Here is a 23,469-nt window from a genome sequence, read left to right as displayed (position 1 = left end):
GTCCCCGCCCGTACGACCCCGGCTCGGTGCACCGAGCCGGGGTCGCGCCGTGTGCGGGTGACGCGCCGTGTGCGGGGTCAGCCGGTCGGGACGCGCAGCAGGTCCCAGGTCTTCCGACCGGGGATGCCGTCCGCGTCGGGGCCCTGGAAGCCCTGCCGCTCCTGCCACGCGGCGTACGACTCCTGGTCAGCCGGCCCCCAGTCGGGCCCGGGACCGACCTTGTAGCGGGAACAGCCCTCCTCGACGAGCCGCACACCCATCCGCGTGATCACGTCCGAGTGCCGGCCGATCCGGAAGAAGTCCGCACCGGGGAACGGTTCGAACCCCGTCGGAAGCGGGTGGGGGCCGTGCGGCCGCGGTGCGCCGAGCTGCACCCACGCCTCCAGCGGCTCACCCGGGCAGTCGGTGGCGAAGCCGTCCCGGTGCCCCTTGATATCGGTGCCGGCACCGTTCTGCTGCAACAGGTCGATGCCGTCGCGGATCGCGTCCAGCATGGCGTCGGTGGGCTGGGTGAGCCCGCTGTCACCGACCAGACCGACGACCGCGTAGTGGTTGCGGTTGAGCTCCTGGTTGCCGTTGGCCCCGGTCCGACGACCGAGCCCGCGTCCCTCCAGCAGGAAGCCGTGCGGGCAGGCCGCGTAGTTGTAGGCGACGTCCGACCAGTGCTCGGTCGGATTGGCGAGGTGGGAAGCACGGATGTTCTGCCACTCGGCGATGCACGCGTCGTGGTTGTCGATGAGGGACGGAGAGACCGCCGTCCCCTCGTAGTGGACCTTCACACCGAGCGTGGTGGCCTGTGGCGGAGCTGCCGATTCGGGCCACCCGAAGGCGGAACGTTCGATGAGTTTCATGGTTCCTCCAGCAGGTCGTGCCGGAAAGGAGTGGGAGTTGCGAGCCGTGCCGCAGCAGGCGTCGGAGCGCGTGCGGGCACGCCGGAGGAAGCGGTGTCCCTTCGGGGGAGGGCCGGATCGACCGACGGGTCGGGTCGTCGGGTCTGGTCGGGTCGTCTGGTCGGTCGTCCGGCTCGTTTGATCAGTACCCGTGCGGCGGACGGGTCTCGTCGGCCTGCTGTACCCGCGATGTCAGGTCGTGGCCGTCACGAGAGACGCCGTACGTGTCCATGACGTAGTTCATCGATGCGGCGATGTTCGCCACGCCGTCGTAGATGCGATTGTCAGTGCCGGGCTGGTGATACCTCGCGAACGTCGGGGGAATGCACTGGACGACGCCGCGCGAGCAGTACAGCGGGCAACCGTCCGACTGGAGCGGTCCATGGGCGTTGGAATCGTCCGTGTTGACCGCATTGAAGAAATAGCTCGATTCGCGGACCGCGATCGTCATGTATCCCGGAAGCCAGTTGTCCACCGGGAGACCCATCAGGTCGCAGGCCGTGTGGATCGCGGCGGACGTGCTCCCGTCCACCACGCGGTCGTAGATCACCTCCGACATCGGAATCCCGACCCCGCCGGGGGCCGACGGCGGGGCATCGTCCACGAGAACGTCGAACAGACCGCTCTCCGCGCCGAGTCGGCGCAGTGACGTGCTGCCGGGAACGCCGTCGGCGTCCTTGCCGCCGAAGCCGAACGATTCCTGGAGACGCCTGTACGCATTGAGCGTGAGCGTGCCGAACGCCCCGTCGATGAAGTGCGGGTCCAGGAAGCCCTGGTTGGCGAGCGCCTGCTCGACCGGTCGCACGTCGTCGGGGAACGCTCCGACCCCCTGCGGAGCTGGGGGATCCACCTGGGCCGCTCTGATGACATGGGAGAGGACTACTTGAGTCATGTCGTCACCTCTTCTGGTCCACCCACTTCCGACTCTAAGCCCGGGTCCGCAGGGCGACCTGTCAAGCGGACCTCAGCCGAACGGGTGAGCAGGACCGGGCGCCACCCAGACGGGAAAAGGCACCCGCTCGGGCTCCGACCGGTCGTCCGGGCGGGCGAGGTCCGAGACGTCCTCGGGCTCCGGCAGGGCGGCCCGGACCTCGGGGGCGGACAGGAACGCCGCCACGATCGGCGCCAGGTCCTCGGACGGGAAGTACGCACCGCCGAAGGGCAGCTGGTCCGGAGGCACCGAACCGGTCGAACACCGGAGCTGGTCCGCCTGGACGTCATGCCAGACGTAGAACGTGGCCGCCCCCGTGAAGCCCGTCCCGCGCAGGCGGGAGTGGATGGTGGACGCGGTGCGCTCGAAGGCCGCGACCACCTCGGAGACGGAGAGGGACCGCCGGTCCTCGTCCTCCGCACCGAGCCACCAGGTGTTGGTCTCCCACTCCACGGGGTGGTCGGTCGGCTCGAGCACCAACGGCTCGTCCGCCACCTCGGCTATCCACGTCAGCAACATGGCCCCAAGTATTCGGGGTCACCTGCCGGCGAGGTCCCACGGGCGTTCCGGACGCTGCGGGCCGTGTTTGACTCGGGGTGGCCAGGTGCGTAGAGTCCTCCGGGTTGCCTGACAGGGAGCACCGGACACGTGTCTGCGTGGACGGTCCCGAGGCGGCCAATCCTTGGAACACCACTTCTGATCCGTGACGGGTCGCGTCTGTTCGCGTCTCCGTTCGTATGTGTCGTGCGCGTTTAATTGGGTTGCGGCTGGATTCGCTTTTCGGAGCGGGGATCGGCTAGAGTTTGAAACGTCGGACGGGCCGTCAGGCCGCGGAAGACGAAAGCGAGTCGGGAAAGCACACGGTGCGGATCTGATAAGCTGGAAACACGAAAGAACGAAGCGCCCGGAGGGCCCGCTGGAAGGCGGTCCGAAGGAAGTGTCCGTTCCTTGAGAACTCAACAGCGTGCCAAAAGTCAACGCCAGATATGTTGACATCCCCGGCCCCGGATCGTTCCGGGGTTGGAGATTCCTTTTGAAGTAACACTAGCGAGGACGCAGTGCGCGGGGCCGCCTTATTCCGGTGGTTGCCGTGCCGCTCTTTCGTGAAAGCATTCACGGAGAGTTTGATCCTGGCTCAGGACGAACGCTGGCGGCGTGCTTAACACATGCAAGTCGAACGGTGAAGCCCTTCGGGGTGGATCAGTGGCGAACGGGTGAGTAACACGTGGGAAATCTGCCCTGCACTCCGGGACAAGCCTTGGAAACGAGGTCTAATACCGGATATGACCTTCCTCTGCATGGGGGTTGGTGGAAAGCTCCGGCGGTGCAGGATGATCCCGCGGCCTATCAGCTTGTTGGTGGGGTAATGGCCTACCAAGGCGACGACGGGTAGCCGGCCTGAGAGGGCGACCGGCCACACTGGGACTGAGACACGGCCCAGACTCCTACGGGAGGCAGCAGTGGGGAATATTGCACAATGGGCGAAAGCCTGATGCAGCGACGCCGCGTGAGGGATGACGGCCTTCGGGTTGTAAACCTCTTTCAGCAGGGAAGAAGCGCAAGTGACGGTACCTGCAGAAGAAGCACCGGCTAACTACGTGCCAGCAGCCGCGGTAATACGTAGGGTGCGAGCGTTGTCCGGAATTATTGGGCGTAAAGAGCTCGTAGGCGGCCTGTCGCGTCGGATGTGAAAGCCCGAGGCTTAACCCCGGGTCTGCATTCGATACGGGCAGGCTAGAGTGTGGTAGGGGAGATCGGAATTCCTGGTGTAGCGGTGAAATGCGCAGATATCAGGAGGAACACCGGTGGCGAAGGCGGATCTCTGGGCCATTACTGACGCTGAGGAGCGAAAGCGTGGGGAGCGAACAGGATTAGATACCCTGGTAGTCCACGCCGTAAACGTTGGGAACTAGGTGTTGGCGACATTCCACGTCGTCGGTGCCGCAGCTAACGCATTAAGTTCCCCGCCTGGGGAGTACGGCCGCAAGGCTAAAACTCAAAGGAATTGACGGGGGCCCGCACAAGCAGCGGAGCATGTGGCTTAATTCGACGCAACGCGAAGAACCTTACCAAGGCTTGACATACGCCGGAAACGTCCAGAGATGGGCGCCCCCTTGTGGTCGGTGTACAGGTGGTGCATGGTTGTCGTCAGCTCGTGTCGTGAGATGTTGGGTTAAGTCCCGCAACGAGCGCAACCCTTGTTCTGTGTTGCCAGCATGCCTTTCGGGGTGATGGGGACTCACAGGAGACTGCCGGGGTCAACTCGGAGGAAGGTGGGGACGACGTCAAATCATCATGCCCCTTATGTCTTGGGCTGCACACGTGCTACAATGGTCGGTACAAAGGGCTGCGATGCCGCGAGGCGGAGCGAATCCCAAAAAGCCGGCCTCAGTTCGGATTGGGGTCTGCAACTCGACCCCATGAAGTTGGAGTTGCTAGTAATCGCAGATCAGCATGCTGCGGTGAATACGTTCCCGGGCCTTGTACACACCGCCCGTCACGTCACGAAAGTCGGTAACACCCGAAGCCGGTGGCCTAACCCTTGGGAGGGAGCCGTCGAAGGTGGGACCAGCGATTGGGACGAAGTCGTAACAAGGTAGCCGTACCGGAAGGTGCGGCTGGATCACCTCCTTTCTAAGGAGCACATGGCCGGTTGCGAGCGAATGTCTCGCACGGTTGCTCATGGGTGGAACGTTGACTATTCGGCACACACAGTGGGTCTTCCCCCAGTACTGCTTCGGCGTGGAACAGGGTTGGTCTCAGTGGGTGTGTCGGGCACGTTGTTGGGTCCTGAGGGAACGGAAACGTTGTCTCAGTGCCGGTCCCATGCTTGGTGAGGTGGGTGTCTGGTCGTTGTTTGAGAACTGCACAGTGGACGCGAGCATCTGTGGCCAAGTTTTTAAGGGCGCACGGTGGATGCCTTGGCACCAGGAACCGATGAAGGACGTGGGAGGCCGCGATAGGCCCCGGGGAGCTGTCAACCGAGCTTTGATCCGGGGGTGTCCGAATGGGGAAACCCGGCAGTCGTCATGGGCTGTCACCCATACCTGAACACATAGGGTATGTGGAGGGAACGCGGGGAAGTGAAACATCTCAGTACCCGCAGGAAGAGAAAACAACCGTGATTCCGGGAGTAGTGGCGAGCGAAACCGGATGAGGCTAAACCGTCATGGTGTGAGACCCGGCAGGGGTTGCCGTGACGGGGTCGTGGGTTTTTTCTTGATCGGTCTGCCGGCCGGTCGGCGAGTCAGAAACCGTATGGATAGTCGAAGGACATGCGAAAGGTCCGGCGTAGAGGGTAAGACCCCCGTAGGCGAAATCTGTACGGCTCGCTTGAAGAACACCCAAGTAGCACGGGGCCCGAGAAATCCCGTGTGAATCTGGCGGGACCACCCGCTAAGCCTAAATATTCCCTGGTGACCGATAGCGGATAGTACCGTGAGGGAATGGTGAAAAGTACCGCGGGAGCGGAGTGAAATAGTACCTGAAACCGTGTGCCTACAAGCCGTGGGGGCAGCCTTCGGGCTGTGACTGCGTGCCTTTTGAAGAATGAGCCTGCGAGTTTGCGGTGTGTAGCGAGGTTAACCCGTGTGGGGTAGCCGTAGCGAAAGCGAGTCCGAACAGGGCGATTGAGTTGCATGCCCAAGACCCGAAGCGGAGTGATCTAGCCATGGGCAGGTTGAAGCGCGGGTAAGACCGCGTGGAGGACCGAACCCACCAGGGTTGAAAACCTGGGGGATGACCTGTGGTTAGGGGTGAAAGGCCAATCAAACTCCGTGATAGCTGGTTCTCCCCGAAATGCATTTAGGTGCAGCGTCGCGTGTTTCTTGCCGGAGGTAGAGCACTGGATAGGCGATGGGCCTCACCGGGTTACTGACCTTAGCCAAACTCCGAATGCCGGTAAGTGAGAGCGCGGCAGTGAGACTGTGGGGGATAAGCTCCATGGTCGAGAGGGAAACAGCCCAGAACACCGACTAAGGTCCCTAAGCGTGTGCTAAGTGGGAAAGGATGTGGAGTCGCAGAGACAACCAGGAGGTTGGCTTAGAAGCAGCCACCCTTGAAAGAGTGCGTAATAGCTCACTGGTCAAGTGATTCCGCGCCGACAATGTAGCGGGGCTCAAGTACACCACCGAAGTCGTGTCATTGCAGCAAGAGGGCCAACGCCTGCTGTGATGGGTAGGGGAGCGTCGTGTGCCGGGTGAAGCAGCGGAGGAATCCAGTTGTGGACGGTTCACGAGTGAGAATGCAGGCATGAGTAGCGATACAAGAGTGGGAAACTCTTGCGCCGATTGACCAAGGGTTCCTGGGTCAAGCTGATCTGCCCAGGGTAAGTCGGGACCTAAGGCGAGGCCGACAGGCGTAGTCGATGGACAACGGGTTGATATTCCCGTACCCGCTTTGAAGCGCCAACGTCGAACCAGGTGATGCTAAGGCCGTGAAGCCGGCCCGGAGTCTTCGGACGATGGGACGTGGTGGAGCCGCCGGTCCAAGTCTGTAGTAGGTGAGCGATGGGGTGACGCAGGAAGGTAGTCCAGCCCGGGCGGTGGTAGTCCCGGGGTAAGGGTGTAGGGCGTTGTGTAGGCAAATCCGCACAACATGGGCCTGAGACCTGATGCCGAGCCGATTGTGGTGAAGTGGATGATCCTATGCTGTCGAGAAAAGCCTCTAGCGAGTTTCATGGCGGCCCGTACCCCAAACCGACTCAGGTGGTCAGGTAGAGAATACCGAGGCGTTCGGGTGAACTGTGGTTAAGGAACTCGGCAAAATGCCCCCGTAACTTCGGGAGAAGGGGGGCCACGGCTGGTGAGGGGACGTGCTCCCTGAGCTGGTGGTGGCCGCAGAGACCAGCGAGAAGCGACTGTTTACTAAAAACACAGGTCCGTGCGAAGCCGTAAGGCGATGTATACGGACTGACGCCTGCCCGGTGCTGGAACGTTAAGGGGACCGGTTAGTCCGATTTCGGTCGGGCGAAGCTGAGAACTTAAGCGCCAGTAAACGGCGGTGGTAACTATAACCATCCTAAGGTAGCGAAATTCCTTGTCGGGTAAGTTCCGACCTGCACGAATGGCGTAACGACTTCTCGACTGTCTCAACCACAGGCCCGGTGAAATTGCATTACGAGTAAAGATGCTCGTTTCGCGCAGCAGGACGGAAAGACCCCGGGACCTTTACTATAGCTTGATATTGGTGTTCGGTTCGGCTTGTGTAGGATAGGTGGGAGACTGTGAATCCGTGACGCCAGTCATGGTGGAGTCGTCGTTGAAATACCACTCTGGTCGTGCTGGATGTCTAACCTGGGTCCGTGATCCGGATCAGGGACAGTGTCTGGTGGGTAGTTTAACTGGGGCGGTTGCCTCCTAAAGGGTAACGGAGGCGCCCAAAGGTTCCCTCAGCCTGGTTGGCAATCAGGTGTTGAGTGTAAGTGCACAAGGGAGCTTGACTGTGAGACCGACGGGTCGAGCAGGTACGAAAGTAGGGACTAGTGATCCGGCGGTGGCTTGTGGAAGCGCCGTCGCTCAACGGATAAAAGGTACCCCGGGGATAACAGGCTGATCTTCCCCAAGAGTCCATATCGACGGGATGGTTTGGCACCTCGATGTCGGCTCGTCGCATCCTGGGGCTGGAGTAGGTCCCAAGGGTTGGGCTGTTCGCCCATTAAAGCGGTACGCGAGCTGGGTTTAGAACGTCGTGAGACAGTTCGGTCCCTATCCGCTGTGCGCGTAGGAGTGTTGAGAAGGGCTGTCCCTAGTACGAGAGGACCGGGACGGACGAACCTCTGGTGTGCCAGTTGTCCTGCCAAGGGCATGGCTGGTTGGCTACGTTCGGGAGGGATAACCGCTGAAAGCATCTAAGCGGGAAGCCTGCTTCGAGATGAGCACTCCCACCTCCTTGAGAGGGTAAGGCTCCCAGTAGACGACTGGGTTGATAGGCCGGATATGGAAGCCCCGCAAGGGGTGGAGTTGACCGGTACTAATAGGCCGAGGGCTTGTCCTCAGTTGCTCGCGTCCACTGTGTTGGTTCTGAAACCACGAACAGACTCATCGTCTGGCTCGACAGTTTCATAGTGTTTCGGTGGTCATAGCGTGAGGGAAACGCCCGGTTACATTCCGAACCCGGAAGCTAAGCCTCACAGCGCCGATGGTACTGCAGGGGGGACCCTGTGGGAGAGTAGGACGCCGCCGAACAATCATTCAGAGAAAGCCCCTCCCAGGTCCCGGGAGGGGCTTTCTCGCGTTCACGGGGCGGTTCGGGCGCCGGTGTCGGCGTAGGGTGGTCCGATGTTCGATCAGATCGAGATCAGGGTCCTGCCGCGCGGGCACCGATTCCCCGCCCAGGTGCGGTTCTGGGTTAACGGCGAGGACGTCGTGGAGTCCGCCGTCGGCGAGGGGGGTCGCGGCCCGTACGCAGTCGATGTGTTTCCCGCCGGTGGCCCCGGTCCCCTGCGTGCGACTGGCGAGCCGGAACGCGTCGAGCTGGGGGAGCCCGAATGTACGGGCGGTTGCTGCGGTTTCCTGTCCGTGGTCGTCCAGCGGTTCGGGAGCATTGTGCAGTGGTCGGACTGGAAAATTCCAGACCTGTATACGACGCGGCCACTGGAGTTTCACTTTGACGCGGACGAGTACGACGCCGAGCTGGCTCGTGCCGGTGCGGATCGGAGCTGACAGGACCGCCCGTAGTTCAGTGCCGGCGCCGGCACCGCGAAGCTCAAGTGCGTATTGGTCGTTACCGGTGCCAGGCGAAGGGGGCGAGGGCGGGGTCGACGGGGGCGTCGACGAGGCGGTTGGCGAAGGTCGAGAGCGTGTAGGCGCCTATGCCGAGCATGACTTCGAGGGCGTTGCGGTGGGTGAAGCCCTGGGCGAGGAAGGCGTGGAGGGTCTCGTCGGGGACGGCGCCGGTGTGGTCGAGGGCGGCGAGGGTGAAAGTGCGGAGGGTGTCCAGGCGGGGGTCCGGGAGGGGGCGCTGGTCGCGGAGGGCGGCGGTCAGTTCGGGGTCCGCGGCGAGGCGGGTGAGCTTGGCGGTGTGCATTGCGACGCAGACGTGGCAGCTGTTGCGGGTGGCGATGGTCATGATGACCACCTCCCGGGCGACGGGATCGAGCTCGGTGGTCTCGAACATGGCGCTGAGCTTGAGGAAGCCGTCGAGGGTCTGCGGTGATTCGGCGAGCCGGCCGACGGCTGCGGGGAGGTAGCCGAGGTTGCGGGTGACGCCTTCCATGGTGCGGCGGGAGGCGGTCGGCGCGGTGTCGACGGTGTGCTCGGGGAAGTGCGAGGTGGTTGCGGTGGTGCTGGGCTGCAAGGCGGGCTCCGTGATGGTGTGCTGGCGACGGGCAGCGCGGGGCGCACGTCGCTAGAATGGTCAACGTGGTTGACCAAAACGTAAACCAGGTTGTCGAATCGCGCAACGGCTTTGAGTTGCCGCTCCTGCTGTTCGCCGGGTTCCGCGCGATCATCGACGAGGTTCACGCCGAGCTGGCGCGGCAGGGACACCCCGATGCGCGACCCGCGCACGGCTTCGCGCTGCAGGCGATCGGCATGGCCGGGACCAGCGCGAGCGAGATGGGCCGGCGGCTCGGGGTGTCGAAGCAGGCGGCGGGGAAGACCGTGGACCGGCTGGAGGCGCTGGGCTATGCCGAGCGGGTGGACGATCCGGCGGATGCCAGACGGAAGTTGATCCGTCTGACGCCGCGTGGGGTCGACCTGCTGGCGCGGTCGGCGGTGGAGTTCGACCGGGTGCACGCGCGCTGGGGTACCGCGCTCGGGGAGGACGGGCTCCGGGGGTTGCAGGCGGATCTGCGGCGGATGGTTCCGCCGGAGGCGTTCCGCCTGGACGCGGCAGGCTGGTTCGGCTGACGGGCTGACGGTCTGACGGGCTGACGGGCCGACGGTCTGACGGGCTGACGGTCTGACGACCTGACAGGCCAGCGGTCTGACGGGCTGGCCGGCGCATCGGCCGACCGGCTGGTTCGCGGTACGGCGGACCCGCGGCACCGCGCAGCGGCGGCACGGGGAGCGGAAGCGGAAGCGCAGCCGGCGCGGGGCTTGTGGCCGGTGGCGACCGGGCTGCGGGGCGGTGCGGGGCGCTGGGCGTGCGGGCGCGGGTGGGTGGGGCGCGGCCGCTCAGCGGCGGAGGGGGTGGGGGACTCAGCGGTGGTGGGCGGCGAGGAACGCTGTCAGCACCTTGTTGACCTCGGCGGGGCGTTGTTGCTGGGTCCAGTGGCCGGTGTCGGGGAGCCATTGGACGTCGTGCAGGTGGGGGGCGAAGGTGCCGAGGGTGCAGAGTCCGGAGCGGGCGGCGGCGTTGGAGACGACCAGGTCCTTCTCCCCGGCGATGAGGAGGGCGGGGGGTTGGATCCTGGCGGTGTGCCAGGCGCCGGTGAGTTCCCAGTTGCGGTCGAGGTTGCGGTACCAGTTGAGCGGGCGGGTGAAGCCGCCGGTGGCGAACTCGGCCGTGTAGTGGGCGAGGTCGTCCTCGGTGAGCCAGTCGGGGAGGGTGTCGGGTTCGCGGAAGAGGTCGAGGAAGCCGCCGCCCTCGGGGACGAGGGGGAGGCCGGCCGGGCCGAGGGTGGGTGCTCCGGCGAGGATCCGGCGGAAGGTGGTGCCGAGGTCGCGGGAGAGTTCGGCGTCGGCGGGGCCGGGCTGCTGGAAGTACAGCATGTAGAAGGCGTCGCCGAGCAGGTGGCGCAGGGCCTCGGTGGGCGGCCGGTTGCCGCGGGGGTAGGGCGGTACGGCGAGGCCGACGACGCCGCGGACGGCGTCGGGGCGGAGCAGGGCGGTGTACCAGGCGACGGTGGCGCCCCAGTCGTGGCCGACCACGACGGCGTGTTCGGCGCCGAGGGCGGGCATCAGGCCGAGGACGTCGCCGGCCAGGTGCAGGACGCTGTACTGGTCGACGGCGTCGGGGCCACCGGTGCGGCCGTAGCCGCGCTGGGTGGGGGCGACGGCGTGGTAGCCGGCGGCGGCGAGTGCGGTGAGCTGGTGCCGCCAGGAGTACCAGCTCTCGGGGAAGCCGTGCAGCAGCAGGACGAGCGGGCCGCGGCCCGCCTCCGCGATGTGCATCCGCAGGCCGCCTGCCGAGTCGACGACTCGGTGCGATATCTCGGGCATTGACGCTCCGTCGGGGGTTTTCCGGGCGAGGGTGAGACGCTGGGATGCCACTCCGGGGGTTCCGGGATGTGACTCCGAGGGACCAGGTCTACCTCAGTTCGGACCCGTACGGGTGCTCTTGGCCGGAAGCGCCGGAGCGTACGCGGCGGTAACGGGGTGGAAACGGTACGAAGTGAGCAGACGGCGGCGGGCGCCCTTGTCGGGTGCCCGCCGCCGGTGGTAGCGGGTGGTGCTGCGGGGCGCTCAGCCCTGGGCGCGGCGCTCCGCGCGGGCGGCGGCCTCGGCCTCGTCCTCCGCCTCGGCGACCTCGAGGGTGGGGGCGGTGCCCCCGAGGTGGGCGGGCAGCCACCAGGAGTCCTCGGCGCCGGCCGGCTTGTCCGGGTACTCGCGCTGGGCGCGGTCGAGCATCTCGGTCATCGCGGCGCGCAGCCGGCGGGTGACCATGACCGGCCGGTCCTGGGGGGTGAGCTCGATCGGCTCGCCGATCATGATGGTGACCGGGACGTGGCGCTTGGTGAGGTTCTTGGGCCGGCCCTTGGTCCACATCCGCTGGGTGCCCCAGAGGACGACGGGCAGCAGCGGGGTGCCGGAGTCGGCGGCCATCCGGGCGGCGCCGGTCTTGAACTTCTTCAGGGTGAACGAGCGGCTGATCGTCGCCTCCGGGAAGACGCCGACCACCTCGCCCTCGCGCAGCGCCTTGACGGCGGCGTCGTACGCGGGCTGGCCGTCGGCACGGTCCACCGGAATGTGGCGCATGCCGCGCATCAGCGGGCCGGAGACGCGGTGCCTGAAGACGTCGTCCTTCGCCATGAAGCGGGTCTTGCGCCGGGCGTCCTTGAAGGCGCCGAGGCCGGCGAAGATGAAGTCGAGGTAGCTGATGTGGTTGCTCACCAGCACGGCGCCGCCGGTGGCGGGGACGTGCTCGGCGCCGACGATGGTGATGCGCACGTCCAGCGCCTTGAAGGCGGTGAGCGCCGCGCGGATCACCGGCGGGTACACGAACTCAGCCACGGTCAGCCCTACTTCCCACGGGCCTGACGCCCGGTCCGGTGGTACCCGGGGCGTGGCTGGGGCCGGCGAGTGCGCGGCACGCCGCGGCGGCCACGGGTGTTTCACCCGATGATCCCCCGAACGGCCGGGGAATGTCACGCGGGGGGCTCGCCCGACGGGACGGGCCCGGGGAGATCTCGCTCACGTGGGCCGCTGGTGGGGGCGGTGGGGGGAGGAGGTGTGCGGGCGGCGGGTAGCCTCGGGGCGGCAGTGGAGGAGGACCGGTGCAGGTACGGCTGACGCCCGAGGAGCTGGGCGCGGGGCTGGGGGAGCGGGCGACCCTGGTGCAGTTCTCGACGTCGTTCTGCCAGCCGTGCCGGGCGACGCGGCGGACGCTCGCGGAGGTGGCGGCGATGGTGGAGGGCGTCGCGCACGTCGAGGTGGACGCGGAGGCGAACCTGGCGCTGGTGCGGCGGCTGGCGGTGGAGCGGACGCCGACGGTGCTGGTGCTGGACGCCGGCGGGCGGGTGGTCCGGCGGGCGGTGGGGCAGCCGCGCCGGGTGGACGTGATCGCGGCGCTGGGGGATGTCCTCTGACCTGCGCTTCGGCACCCGGGGCGGGTGACGGGTGTCAAGACGGGTCAATCTCACAGCGGATCTGCCGCCCCGTCAGGTGGTGCGGGCGCCGACCTGGGGCAGGATGGGGCGGAGGCGGCCGTGACGGGGCTGCGGCAGCGTAAGCTACTGGCCAGTAGTGACGGCTATGCTACTCGCGAGTATGCTGCCGGAGGTTCCGGATGGACACCGGCACGACGCAGCCCCCGTGGGCATGGTGCGTGTGCCACCCACTTGCACAGCCGCAGCCGCCGGACGAGACCAGTACAGGAGACAGGCCGTGAGCTTGAGGATCGTTGTCTGTGTGAAGTACGTGCCCGACGCGACTGGTGACCGTCGCTTCGCGGACGACACCACCACCGACCGGGAGGGCGTGGACGGCCTCCTGTCGGAGCTGGACGAGTACGGCGTCGAGCAGGCCCTGCGGATCGCCGAGGCGAACGAGGGCGCCGAGGTGACCGTGCTCACCGTCGGCCCGGACGACGCGAAGGACGCCCTGCGCAAGGCCCTGTCGATGGGCGCGGACAAGGCCGTCCACGTCAACGACGACGACGTCCACGGCTCCGACGTGATCGCCACCTCCGCGATCCTGGCCGCCGCCCTCACCAGGACCGGCTTCGACCTCGTCGTGTGCGGCATGGCCTCCACCGACGGCACCATGGGCGTGCTGCCCGCCCTCCTCGCCGAGCGCCTGGACATCCCCCAGGCCACCCTGCTCTCCGAGGTCGCCGTCACCGGCACCACCGTCACCGGCCGCCGCGACGGCGACGCCGCCTCCGAGCAGGTCCGGGCCGCCCTGCCCGCCGTGATCTCCGTGACCGACCAGTCCGGCGAGGCCCGCTACCCCTCCTTCAAGGGCATCATGGCCGCGAAGAAGAAGCCCGTCACCTCCCTCGACCTCGACGACCTCGACATCGACGCCGACACCGTCGGCCTCACCGGCGCCTGGACCAAGGTCGAGCAGATCACCGCCCGCCCCGCCCGCACCAAGGGCACCATCGTCACCGACGAGGGCGACGGCGGCAAGCAGCTCGCCACCTTCCTCGCCGACCAGAAGTTCATCTGACCAGGACCCCCGCAGGAGACCACTGTCATGTCTGAGATTCTCGTCCTGGTCGACCACGCCGACGGCCAGATCCGCAAGCCCGCCCTCGAACTGCTCACCCTCGCCCGCCGCCTGGGCACCCCCGCCGCCGTGGTCCTGGGCGCCGGCGACAGCGCCCCGGCCATCGCCGCGAAGGCCGCCGAGTACGGCGCCGCCACCGTCCACACCGCCGACGCCGACGAGTTCACCACCCAGCTCGTCGTCCCCAAGGTCGACGCCCTCACCCAGATCGCCAAGGCCCTGAACCCGGCCGCGATCCTCATCACCTCCAGCGGCGAGGGCAAGGAGATCGCCGCCCGCACCGCCCTGCGCCTGGGCTCCGGCATCATCACCGACGCCGTCGACCTCGAACCCGGCGACAACGGCCCCGTCGCGACGCAGTCCGTGTTCGCCGCGTCCTACCAGGTCAAGTCCACCGTCACCCACGGCGCCCCGGTCATCACCGTCAAGCCCAACGCCGTCGCCCCCGAGCCCGCCCCGGCCGCCGGCACCGTGGAGAGCGTGACCGTCGCCCTCACCGGCAACGCCGCCACCGTCACCGCCCGCACCCCCCGCGTCTCCTCCGGCCGCCCCGAACTCACCGAGGCCGCCATCGTCGTCTCCGGCGGCCGCGGCGTCGGCGCCGCCGACGGCTTCACCGTCGTCGAGGACCTCGCCGACGCCCTCGGCGCCGCCGTCGGCGCCTCCCGCGCCGCCGTCGACGCCGGCTGGTACCCCCACACCAACCAGGTCGGCCAGACCGGCAAGCAGGTCTCCCCCCAGCTCTACATCGCCGCCGGCATCTCCGGCGCCATCCAGCACCGCGCCGGCATGCAGACCTCCAAGACCATCGTCGCCGTCAACAAGGACCCCGAAGCCCCCATCTTCGACCTCGTCGACTACGGCGTCGTCGGCGACCTCTTCACCGTCCTCCCCCAGCTGACGGGCGAGGTCAAGGCCCGCAAGGGCTGAGCGGTGCAGTGATCGGCGGAGGGCGCGGTTCCCGGTGAGGGGGACCGCGCCCTCCGGCGTTGCCGGGTGGCGGCCGAGCGGGGCGCGAGCCGGTGCGTAGAGTCTGCTGGCATGGGACTGCTGACGGCACTTGAGGGCGGGTACGGCGACCGGGGCGACGCGCTGGTGGTCGACGGGCGGCGGATGTCGTGGGAGGAACTGCTGGGCGCCGCCTCGGCGGTGGCGCGGCGGGCGGCGGGGGCGCCGGCGCTCGCGGTGCTGGCCCGGCCGTCGCTGGAGACGGTGGTCGCGGTGGTCGGCGGCCTGCTGGCGGGCGTCCCCGTGGTGCCGCTGCCGCCGGACTCCGGCCCCAAGGAGCGGGCGCACATCCTGCGCGACTCCGGCGCGACGCTGCTGGCCGCGCCGGTCGGGGAGACGGCCGAGGACGTCGAGGTGCTCCCGGTGGACCCGGCGGCGCGGGCGGCGCGGCCCGCGGGGGAGCCGCCCGCGGACGCGACCGCGTTCGTGCTGTACACCTCGGGCACGACGGGGGCGCCGAAGGGCGCGGTGATCCCGTACGGCGCGGTCGCGGCCGACCTGGACGCGCTCGCCGGGGCCTGGCGGTGGACCGCCGAGGACACCCTGGTGCACGGCCTGCCGCTGTTCCACGTGCACGGCCTGGTGCTCGGCGTGCTGGGCGCGCTGCGCACCGGCAGCCGCCTGGTGCACACCGGCCGGCCGACCCCCGGTGGGTACGCGGCCGCGCGCGGCAGCCTGTACTTCGGGGTGCCGACGGTGTGGTCCCGGCTGGCGGCGGACGAGGACGCGGCGCGGGAACTGGCCTCCGCGCGGCTGCTGGTGTCGGGCAGCGCGCCGCTGCCGGTGCCGGTGTTCGAGCGGCTGGCGGCGCTCACCGGGCACGCCCCGATCGAGCGGTACGGGATGACCGAGACCCTGATCACGGTGTCGACGCGGGCGGACGGCGAGCGCCGGCCGGGCAGCGTCGGCGTCCCGGTGGAGGGGGTGCGCACCCGGCTGGTCGGGGAGGACGGCGGCGCGCTGCCCGCGGACGGCGAGTCGGTCGGGGAGCTGCAGGTCAGCGGTCCGACGCTGTTCCGCGGGTACCTGAACCGGCCGGAGGCCTCGGCGGAGGCCTGGACGGCCGACGGCTGGTTCCGGACGGGCGACGTGGCGGTGATCGGCGCCGACGGCTTCCACCGGATCGTCGGCCGGGCCTCGGTGGACCTGATCAAGAGCGGCGGCTACCGGATCGGCGCCGGCGAGGTGGAGGCCGCGCTGCGCGACCACCCGGCGGTGGCCGACGCGGCGGTGGTCGGCGCGCCCGACGCGGACCTCGGGCAGACCGTGGTGGCGTACGTGATCCCGGACGGCCCGGTGAGCGGCGATGAGCTGACCGCGTTCGTGGCCGAGCGGCTCTCGGTGCACAAGCGGCCGCGCCGGGTGGTGCTCGTCCCCGAGCTGCCGCGCAACGCGATGGGCAAGGTGCTGAAGAAGCAGCTGCTCGACCTGGGGTGACCCGGGCGGCGGGGCTTTGGCCGGTGGCATGTGCCGGGCGGCCGACGGGCGACGGTCCGGCGGCCGCCCGGCACGGCCGCAGGTATGGGGACCGGCCTGCCGCGGGTACCACCTCCGGTGGCGTGGGGGCCGGGTACGGCCTCAGCCGCCCGGCGGGAGTGCCGTCGGGGCGAGCCGAGGGCAGGGGAAGCTGTGATCGTCTGGGTCAACGGGGCATTCGGGACGGGCAAGACCAGAGCCTGCCGCGAGCTGGTGGAGCTGCTGCCCGGGAGCCTGCTCTTCGATCCCGAACTGGTCGGGGCCGGGCTGCGCCGGCTGCTGCCGGCCGACCGGCTGGAGCCGGCCGCTGACGTGCGGGACGTGGCGGCGTGGCGGCGGCTGGTGCCGGAGGTGGCGGCCGCGCTGCTCGGGGAGGTGCCGGGGCCGCTGGTGGTGCCGATGACGCTGCTGCGCGAGGACCACCGGGACGAGATCTTCGGATCGCTGGCGTCCCGCGGCCTGGCGGTGCACCACTTCGTGCTGGACGCTGCTGAAACGATCCTGCACGAGCGCGGGGCCGAGCACCTGGCCGACTACCGGGCGGCCCGTCGGTGGCTCGTCCGCGACGCCCAACTGGTGGACGTCGACGGCGCGACACCGCGCCAGACCGCGCAGCGCATCGCGGAGCTGCTGAGCGAGGGCCGGGCCCGGTGCCCGATCGTGCGCAGCCACGAGGGGCCGGGCGACACCGTCGCGGCGGCGGTGCTGCTCTTCGACGAGCGGGACCGGGTGCTGCTGGTCGACCCGGTGTACAAGCCGTTCTGGGAGTTCCCGGGCGGGGTGGTGGAGCGCGGCGAGGCGCCCACCGACGCGGCGGTGCGGGAGGCCGCGGAGGAGTTGGGCCTCTACCTGGAGCCGGGCTCGCTGCGGCTGCTGACGGTCGACTGGGAGCCGGGCACCGGGCCCGGCCGGGGCGGCCTGCGGCTGGTGTACGACGGCGGGCGGCTCGGCTCCGGGGCGGGCGGGCGGCTGCGGCTGCCCGCGGACGAGCTGCGGGGCTGGCGGTTCGTCACCCTGGACGAGGCGGCCGCGCTGCTGCCGCCCGGCCGGTTCCGGCGGCTGGCCGCGGCGCTGGGGGCCAGGGAGCTGGGCGAACTGCGCTACCTGGAGGCGGGGGTGCCCGCCGGACGCGGGTGACGGGTGCCCGGGCGGGGGGCGACCCCGCCCGGGGCGGCGGTCAGCCGCGGTAGGAGGCGTAGGTGCGCAGGAAGATCGCCTCGGTGAGGGCCATCAGCTCCAGCTCCACCGGGTCGACGCTCTCGTTGACGGCGTGGATCCGCGCGGTGGGCTCCTCGACGCCGATCAGGATGATCTCCGCCGCTGGGTAGAGGGTCCGCAGGGTGTTGCAGAGCGGGATCGAGCCGCCCTCGCCGGTCGCGGTCATCGGCTTGCCGAAGGCCGCGAGCATCGCCGCGCCCATCGCCTCGTAGGCGGGGCCGGTGAGCTCGGCGCGGAAGGACTCGCCGCCGGAGAGCAGCCTGACCTCGGCGTGCGCGCCCCACGGGACGGCCGCCTCCAGGTGGCTGATCAGGGCGTGCTGGGCGGCCTTGAGGTCGGTGCCCGGCGGGACCCGCAGGCTGACCAGGGCCTTGGCGCTCGCCTGGACGGAGTTGGAGGCGCCGACCACGCCGGGGGCGTCGATGCCGAGCACGGTCACGGACGGGCGGGCGCAGAGCCGGTCGGAGACCGTGCCGGTGCCGGTGAGGGCGACGCCGTCCAGCACCTCGGCGTCGGAGCGGAACTGCTGCTCGTCGTACTGGTGGCCGTCCCAGACCTGGTCGGCGGCGAGACCGGTGACGGCGACGTCGCCGTTGCGGTCGTGCAGGCCGGCCAGCACCTGGATCATCGCCTGCAGGGCGTCCGGGGCGGCGCCGCCGAAGGCACCGGAGTGCAGGTTGCCGGCCAGGGTCGCGATCGAGACCTCGACGACGGTCATGCCGCGCAGGGTCGCGGTGACGCTCGGGACGCCGAGGGCGACGTTGCCGGTGTCACCGATCACGACGGCGTCGGCGGCGAGCAGTTCGGGGTGCGCCTCGGCGTAGCGCTCCAGGCCGCCGGTGCCCTGCTCCTCGGAGCCCTCGACGACGACCTTGAGGCCGACCGGGAGGGCGCCGTCCACCTCGCGCAGCGCCCGCAGGGCGGTGAGGTGCATCAGGATGTTGCCCTTGCAGTCGGCGGCGCCGCGCCCGTACCAGCGGCCGTCACGTTCCGTCAGTTCGAAGGCGGGGCTGTCCCAGGCGGACTCCTCCAGCGGTGGCTGGACGTCGTAGTGGGAGTACAGCAGGACGGTCGGCGCGCCCTCGGGGCCGGGGAGCTCGGCGTAGACGGCCTGGCTGCCGTCGGGGGTGTCCAGGAGCCGCACGCCGGTCAGGCCCTCGGCGGCGAAGGCGTCGGCGACCCACCGGGCGGCCTTGCGGCACTCCTCGACGGGGAACACCCGGGGGTCGGCGACGGACGGGAAGGCGACCAGTTCCGCGAGGTCGCTCTTGGCGCGCGGCATCAGCGATCGGACGGCGTCGGCCAGCTGCTGGTGGGTCATCAGGACTCCGAAGGGGTTTCGAACGGGTACGTCCGGATCCTAGGCGGTCGGCGCGGTCCCGAGGCCGGGCGCCGGTCGGTCGGCCGGGGGCCGCTCGGCCAGGTGTGTGGCGGTGGGCGGGGGCGGGTTGACTAGGATGCGAGGGTGACTGACTCCGGTAGCTCCCTCGACCGCGATCCGCTCGACTCCAGCGAGAACGACGGGTCGGACCTGCTCGACGGCGTCTGGGACGTGGTCGTGGTGGGGGCCGGCCCGGCCGGCTCCTCGGCCGCGTACGCCGCCGCCCGGCAGGGCCGGCGGGTCCTGCTGCTCGACAAGGCCGAGCACCCCCGGTACAAGACCTGCGGCGGCGGCATCATCGGCCCGTCCCGGGACACCCTGCCGGAGGACTTCAAGCTCCCGCTGCAGGACCGGATCCACAACGTGACGTTCGCGCTGAACGGCCGGTTCTCCCGGACGCGGCGCTCGAAGCGGATGCTGTTCGGGCTGGTCAACCGGGACGAGTTCGACCTGCGCCTGGTGCAGTCCGCCGAGCAGGCGGGCGCCGTGCTGGCGACCGGTGTGACGGTGAGCGGCGTGGAGCAGCAGGGCGGCGACACCCGCACGGTCGTGGTGACCACGGCGGACGGCCGGCGGATCGAGGCGCGCGCGGTGGTCGGCGCGGACGGCTCGGCGAGCCGGATCGGCCGGCACGTGGGGGTGACCTTCGACCAGATCGACCTCGGTCTGGAGGCGGAGATCCCGGTGCCGGAGTCGGTGGTGCGGCACTGGGCGGGCACCATCCACCTGGACTGGGGCCCGCTGCCGGGCTCGTACGGCTGGGTGTTCCCGAAGACGGAGTCCGGGACGCTGACGGTCGGGGTGATCTCGGCGCGCGGTGACGGCGAGGCGACCAAGAAGTACCTGCAGGACTACATCCGGCGCCTGGGCCTGTCCGGCTTCACGCCGCTCGTGGAGTCCGGGCACCTGACGCGCTGCCGGGCGGAGGACTCGCCGCTGTCGCGCGGCCGGGTGCTGGTGGCCGGTGACGCGGCGGGCCTGCTGGAGCCGTGGACCCGCGAGGGCATCTCGTACGCGCTGCGCTCGGGCCGGCTGGCCGGCGAGTGGGCGGTGCGGGTCGCGGAGGCGGGCGGCGCGGCGGACGTGCGCCGGCAGGCGCTGAACTACGCGTTCGCGATCAAGGCGGGCCTGGGGGTGGAGATGCGCGCGGGCAAGCTGATGCTGGCCGCGTTCGAGAAGCGGCCGCACCTGTTCCACGCGGCGGTGTGCCTGGTGGACCCGGCGTGGCGGGCGTTCGCCCGGACCACGCAGGGCCACACCACGTTCGCGCAGATCGTCCGGGACTACCGGGCGGCCAGGCGCCTGGCGGCGGTGGCCGGCCGGTAGCCCGCGGCGGGGCCTACTTGAGGCCGGTGTCCAGGGCGTTGATCAGGGTGCCGGACGGGGTGTCGCCGGACATCTCCCAGATCATCGCGCCCAGCAGGTTCTTCGACTTCAGGTAGGCGGTCTTCTGGCCGATCGACCAGGTGTCGTCGAAGGTCCACCACTGGCCGCCGGCGCCGGTGTAGGCGTAGGTGGAGACCGACTGGGTGTCGTGGTGGACGGTCAGGTTCGGGACGCTCGTGATCAGGTTGCTGTAGCCGCGCGTCCCGGCCTCCTCGGCGAACTGGCCGGGTGCCGCGCCGGTCGCGGCCTGCCACTCGCCGTACGCGCCGCCGTCGGTGACGCCCTGCCAGCCGCGCCCGTAGAACGGGAAGCCGATGGTGAGCTTGCGCGGGTTGACCCCCGCGCCGAGGTAGGCCTGGACCGCGGCGTCCACCGAGAAGTGGAAGCCGTACGGGTCCTGGGCGTCGGCGTAGAGGTTGGCCTGGTGGCCGGCCCGGTTGGGCTCCCAGGAGTTGTCGCTGCCCGCGCCGTGGAAGTCGTAGCCCTGCACGTTGGCGATGTCCAGGTACTGGAAGATCTTCGAGAGGTCCCAGCCCTGGGCGATCTTGGCGGGGTCGGCCGGGGTGAAGGCGGTGAGCAGTTTGTGCGAGCCGCCGAGGGCGTCCAGCTGGGTGCGGAACTCGGCGAGCAGCTTGGTCAGGTTGTCCTTGTCGGCGGCGTTCCAGTGGTTGCCGGCGTGGCCGTCGGGGGAGCCGGGCCACTCCCAGTCGAGGTCGATGCCGTCGAAGATGCCCGCGGCTGTGCCCGGGCCGCCGGCGCCGTTGTAGAGCGGCAGGTTGCCCTTGATCCAGATGTCGATGCAGGAGGAGACCAGCTTCTTGCGGGAGGCGTCGGTGGCGGCGGCGTCCGAGAAGTACTTGGAGTAGGTCCAACCGCCGAGCGAGACCACGACCTTGAGGTTCGGGTACTTCGCCTTGAGCTTCTTCAGCTGGTTGAGGTTGCCGCGCAGCGGCGCCCAGCCGTCGTCGGCGACCCCGTCCACGGACTGGGCGGCGCTGAACGGGCGGGAGTAGTCGGCGTCCGCGTCGCCCGCGCCGGTGCCCTGGTCGGGGTCCTGCGGGTTGGCGGTGGTGCCCTTGGTGACGCCGGCCAGGCAGGTCAGGTTGACCGGGTCGATGTTCTCGAAGGCGTAGTTGATCACGTCGAGCTTGGCGGCGCTGCCCGAGGTGTCGAGGTTCTTCACGAAGTACTGGCGCCCGTAGATGCCCCACTGCACGAAGTAGCCGACCCGGGTGTACTTGCCCGGCCCGGCCAGGTCTCCGGTGGTGACGGTGACCGGCGGGGAGAGCGCGGAGCCGTTGTCGGCGGCGTCCCGGGCCCGCACGGTGAAGGTGTACGTGGTGGCCGGGGAGAGCTGGTCGATGGTGGCCGAGGTGCCGGTGACGGTCTTCAGCAGGGTGGTGGTGCCCTGGTAGACCTCGTAGGTGGCGACCCGCTGGTTGTCGGTGGCGGCGTTCCAGGCGAGCGAGACGCTGGTGCTGGTCACCCCGGTGGAGCGGAAGCCGCCCGGGGTGGTCGGCGGGACGGTGTCGGTCGCCGGGTCGACGGTGCGGGCGGTCACCGCACCGCCCGCCGGACCGGTGTTGCCGCGGCTGTCCTTGGCCCGCACGCCCAGCGTGTACGAAGTCGCCGGGGCGAGGCCGGTGAGGACCGTCGAGGTGGTCGTCGAGGTGCCGAGCACGGTCGAGCCGTTCAGCACCTCGTAGGAGGCGACCGGGTTGTCCCCGGCGGAGGCCGCGGTCCAGCTCAGCGCGATCGAGTGGGCCGTGGTGTCGACCACCGTCGGGGTGCCGGGCGCGGTCGGCGGCACGTCCGGCGTGCCGTCACACTTGTCGCCGTTGATCCGGCAGTTGGTCGGGGTGCCGACCGGGCCGGTGGCGACGAACCAGAAGCTGTACGGCTCGGTGGTGGCGTGCGGCTGCACGGTGGCGTTGTAGTACGCGTTGGTGGCGGTCACGTGCCGGCCGCTGACCGTGGCCTGCCCGTTGTAGCTGCTGCCGACGGTGACGCCGGCGGGCAGGTCGAACTCGATCGTCCACCCCGTAACGGCGGCGGCGTTGTCGTTGCGCACCACGTAGGTGCCCTTCCACCAGGAGCCGTTGTCGGCCGTGGTGAACGTGGCGGTGAGCCGGCCCGCGGCGTGCGCGGGCGTGGCGGCGAGCAGGGCGATCGGCAGGGCGAGTGCGCCGAGCAGGGCGAGCAGGCGTGCTCGGACGCGGTGACGGAACCGGACGTGCATCGGTACTCCCTGTCTGGTGTGGGGGATCCGTACAGGGGTGCCGGGAGCCAATTGGAGGGTAGGGGCGCCCGCGCCGACGCGTCAACAGGTCTGGACCACAAGGAAGTTGACGATCAGTTCGCGATCACTGGAGCAGCTGGTCGGCGAGCGGGCTGCGGGCGTACAGCACCATCCGGCCGTGCCGGGCCCGGGTGACCAGCCGGGCGGCGGCGAGCACCGCCAGGTGCTGGCTGACCGCACCCGGCGTGACGCCCAGCCGGCGGGCCAGCTCCACCGTCGCGGTCGGCTCCGCCAGCAGGGCCAGCAGCCGGGCCTTGGGCACACCGATCAGCTGCTCCAGGGCGTGCGGGGTCGGCGGCGGCTCGACCGGCCCGGCCAGGGTCGCCAGGCCGCGCGCCGGGTAGCTGATCATCGGCAGCCGGCGCGGGTCGATCGAGCTGCACGCGCCGCGGGCGAAGCAGGTCGGGACGAACACCAGGCCGCGCCCGTCGATCAGGATGTCCGCGTCGTCGTCCCAGGAGTCGTGGCGCAGCGTCAGGATCCCGTCCTCCCAGAACAGCCGGCGGTCCAGGTCGGAGAGCAGCGCGGAGGCGCCGCGCTCGGCCAGGATCCGGGAGCGGTGCACCAGGTCGGCGTGCAGCACCGACCGGGCGCGCGGCCACCACTCCGGCGCCAGGCAGCGCTCGAAGTACTCCTCCAGGGCGTCGGCGATCCGGGCCAGCAGGGCCGCCGGATCGGCCAGCCCCCGGGCCAGCGGCGGCGGCAGCTCCCGCCCGTGCGGCAGGTGGGTCAGCTCCAGCTCCGCGCGCAGCAGCGCCGGGTCGAAGGCGCGGACGGCCGCCAGCTCGGTCGCGAAGTCCGGGAACGGGGAGAGCGGACGCGGCGTCAGGAAGTCCGGCACGAAGCGGTTCCCGGCCACCAGGGCCAGCAGCACCGCGGTGTCGCAGCGCTCGAACTCCGGCCGGATCCGCTCGAACGCCCGGGTCTGGTGCACGTACACCCCCGGATGCGTCCACATCCGCAGACCCAGCACCGTCTCGTGCAACGGCGAGCACGCGAAGGTCGCCGCCGCCAGATCGGCCAACCCCAGGCGGAAACGGTGCATT

At 69.5% G+C, this 23,469-nt stretch carries 17 protein-coding genes and 3 rRNA genes; 11 read left to right on the top strand and 9 right to left on the bottom strand.

Annotation, left to right across the window (positions count from 1 at the left end):
• Positions 1–77: 77 nt before the first annotated feature.
• From ABEB06_RS08540 to ABEB06_RS08530, 3 genes are all read right to left on the bottom strand, one after another.
• Positions 78–851 carry a peptidoglycan-binding protein gene (locus ABEB06_RS08540; RefSeq protein ID WP_345696201.1) on the bottom strand — a complete coding sequence of 258 codons (774 nt, stop codon included), beginning with the start codon at positions 849–851 and terminating at the stop codon, positions 78–80.
• Between the two features lie 181 nt (positions 852–1,032).
• Positions 1,033–1,782, bottom strand: coding sequence for a hypothetical protein (locus ABEB06_RS08535; RefSeq protein WP_345696200.1), 750 nt, complete (start codon positions 1,780–1,782; stop codon positions 1,033–1,035).
• A 72-nt stretch (positions 1,783–1,854) separates the two neighbouring features.
• Positions 1,855–2,340 (bottom strand): hypothetical protein, encoded by a 486-nt coding sequence (locus ABEB06_RS08530; RefSeq protein WP_345696199.1) that lies wholly within the window; start codon positions 2,338–2,340, stop codon positions 1,855–1,857.
• Between the two features lie 593 nt (positions 2,341–2,933).
• On the opposite strand from ABEB06_RS08530, the gene ABEB06_RS08525 reads away from it, so the two are divergent.
• The 4 genes from ABEB06_RS08525 to ABEB06_RS08510 all read left to right on the top strand — a co-directional run bounded on the left by ABEB06_RS08525 (position 2,934) and on the right by ABEB06_RS08510 (position 8,483).
• Positions 2,934–4,455 (top strand): 16S ribosomal RNA (locus tag ABEB06_RS08525).
• A 255-nt stretch (positions 4,456–4,710) separates the two neighbouring features.
• A 23S ribosomal RNA gene (locus ABEB06_RS08520) occupies positions 4,711–7,815 on the top strand.
• 74 nt (positions 7,816–7,889) lie between these two features.
• Positions 7,890–8,006: ribosomal RNA gene (gene rrf / locus ABEB06_RS08515) — 5S ribosomal RNA — on the top strand.
• Together the 16S, 23S and 5S rRNA genes form the textbook arrangement of a ribosomal RNA operon.
• 93 nt (positions 8,007–8,099) lie before the next feature.
• Positions 8,100–8,483 (top strand): hypothetical protein, encoded by a 384-nt coding sequence (locus tag ABEB06_RS08510; RefSeq protein ID WP_345696198.1) that lies wholly within the window; start codon positions 8,100–8,102, stop codon positions 8,481–8,483.
• Between the two features lie 61 nt (positions 8,484–8,544).
• Here the strand turns inward: ABEB06_RS08510 and ABEB06_RS08505 are convergent, their stop codons facing one another.
• On the bottom strand, positions 8,545–9,036 hold the full coding sequence (locus ABEB06_RS08505) for a carboxymuconolactone decarboxylase family protein (protein ID WP_345701774.1): 492 nt from the start codon (positions 9,034–9,036) through the stop codon (positions 8,545–8,547).
• A gap of 137 nt (positions 9,037–9,173) precedes the next feature.
• Here ABEB06_RS08505 and ABEB06_RS08500 point away from each other — a divergent pair, with 137 nt between their 5' ends.
• A complete protein-coding gene (locus tag ABEB06_RS08500) occupies positions 9,174–9,671 on the top strand; it encodes a MarR family winged helix-turn-helix transcriptional regulator (RefSeq protein WP_345696197.1) in 498 nt (165 codons plus the stop codon).
• Positions 9,672–9,962: 291 nt separating this feature from the next.
• On the opposite strand, the gene ABEB06_RS08495 is transcribed toward ABEB06_RS08500, so the two are convergent.
• Entirely contained in the window at positions 9,963–10,925 is a 963-nt protein-coding gene (locus ABEB06_RS08495; protein WP_345696196.1) for an alpha/beta fold hydrolase, read from the bottom strand.
• A gap of 243 nt (positions 10,926–11,168) precedes the next feature.
• Entirely contained in the window at positions 11,169–11,936 is a 768-nt protein-coding gene (locus ABEB06_RS08490) for a lysophospholipid acyltransferase family protein (RefSeq protein ID WP_345696195.1), read from the bottom strand.
• Between the two features lie 263 nt (positions 11,937–12,199).
• Here ABEB06_RS08490 and ABEB06_RS08485 point away from each other — a divergent pair, with 263 nt between their 5' ends.
• The 5 genes from ABEB06_RS08485 to ABEB06_RS08465 all read left to right on the top strand — a co-directional run bounded on the left by ABEB06_RS08485 (position 12,200) and on the right by ABEB06_RS08465 (position 17,276).
• A complete protein-coding gene (locus tag ABEB06_RS08485; RefSeq protein ID WP_345696194.1) occupies positions 12,200–12,511 on the top strand; it encodes a TlpA family protein disulfide reductase in 312 nt (103 codons plus the stop codon).
• A gap of 298 nt (positions 12,512–12,809) precedes the next feature.
• Positions 12,810–13,595: an electron transfer flavoprotein subunit beta/FixA family protein gene (locus ABEB06_RS08480; protein WP_345696193.1), complete on the top strand. Its 786-nt coding sequence runs from the start codon at positions 12,810–12,812 to the stop codon at positions 13,593–13,595.
• Positions 13,596–13,622: 27 nt separating this feature from the next.
• The gene (locus ABEB06_RS08475) at positions 13,623–14,585 is read left to right on the top strand and encodes an electron transfer flavoprotein subunit alpha/FixB family protein (protein ID WP_345696192.1); all 963 of its coding nucleotides are present in this window, start codon (positions 13,623–13,625) and stop codon (positions 14,583–14,585) included.
• A gap of 111 nt (positions 14,586–14,696) precedes the next feature.
• Positions 14,697–16,100, top strand: coding sequence for an acyl-CoA synthetase (locus ABEB06_RS08470; RefSeq protein ID WP_345696191.1), 1,404 nt, complete (start codon positions 14,697–14,699; stop codon positions 16,098–16,100).
• 192 nt (positions 16,101–16,292) lie between these two features.
• A complete protein-coding gene (locus ABEB06_RS08465) occupies positions 16,293–17,276 on the top strand; it encodes an NUDIX hydrolase (RefSeq protein ID WP_345696190.1) in 984 nt (327 codons plus the stop codon).
• A 40-nt stretch (positions 17,277–17,316) separates the two neighbouring features.
• On the opposite strand, the gene ABEB06_RS08460 is transcribed toward ABEB06_RS08465, so the two are convergent.
• Positions 17,317–18,678 carry a dipeptidase gene (locus ABEB06_RS08460; protein WP_345696189.1) on the bottom strand — a complete coding sequence of 454 codons (1,362 nt, stop codon included), beginning with the start codon at positions 18,676–18,678 and terminating at the stop codon, positions 17,317–17,319.
• 144 nt (positions 18,679–18,822) lie between these two features.
• On the opposite strand from ABEB06_RS08460, the gene ABEB06_RS08455 reads away from it, so the two are divergent.
• On the top strand, positions 18,823–20,064 hold the full coding sequence (locus tag ABEB06_RS08455) for a geranylgeranyl reductase family protein (protein ID WP_425559588.1): 1,242 nt from the start codon (positions 18,823–18,825) through the stop codon (positions 20,062–20,064).
• Between the two features lie 13 nt (positions 20,065–20,077).
• On the opposite strand, the gene ABEB06_RS08450 is transcribed toward ABEB06_RS08455, so the two are convergent.
• Together ABEB06_RS08450 and ABEB06_RS08445 are read right to left on the bottom strand one after the other, a co-directional pair.
• Positions 20,078–22,363, bottom strand: coding sequence for a glycosyl hydrolase family 18 protein (locus ABEB06_RS08450; RefSeq protein ID WP_345696188.1), 2,286 nt, complete (start codon positions 22,361–22,363; stop codon positions 20,078–20,080).
• A 124-nt stretch (positions 22,364–22,487) separates the two neighbouring features.
• Positions 22,488–23,468 carry an ArsR/SmtB family transcription factor gene (locus ABEB06_RS08445; RefSeq protein ID WP_345696187.1) on the bottom strand — a complete coding sequence of 327 codons (981 nt, stop codon included), beginning with the start codon at positions 23,466–23,468 and terminating at the stop codon, positions 22,488–22,490.
• Between the last annotated feature and the right edge of the window lies 1 nt (position 23,469).

The organism is Kitasatospora terrestris (assembly GCF_039542905.1).
GTDB classification, from domain to species: Bacteria; Actinomycetota; Actinomycetes; order Streptomycetales; family Streptomycetaceae; genus Kitasatospora; species Kitasatospora terrestris.
Note: the sequence above shows the minus strand (reverse complement) of the source record. Positions and strands in the feature narration are given on the sequence as shown.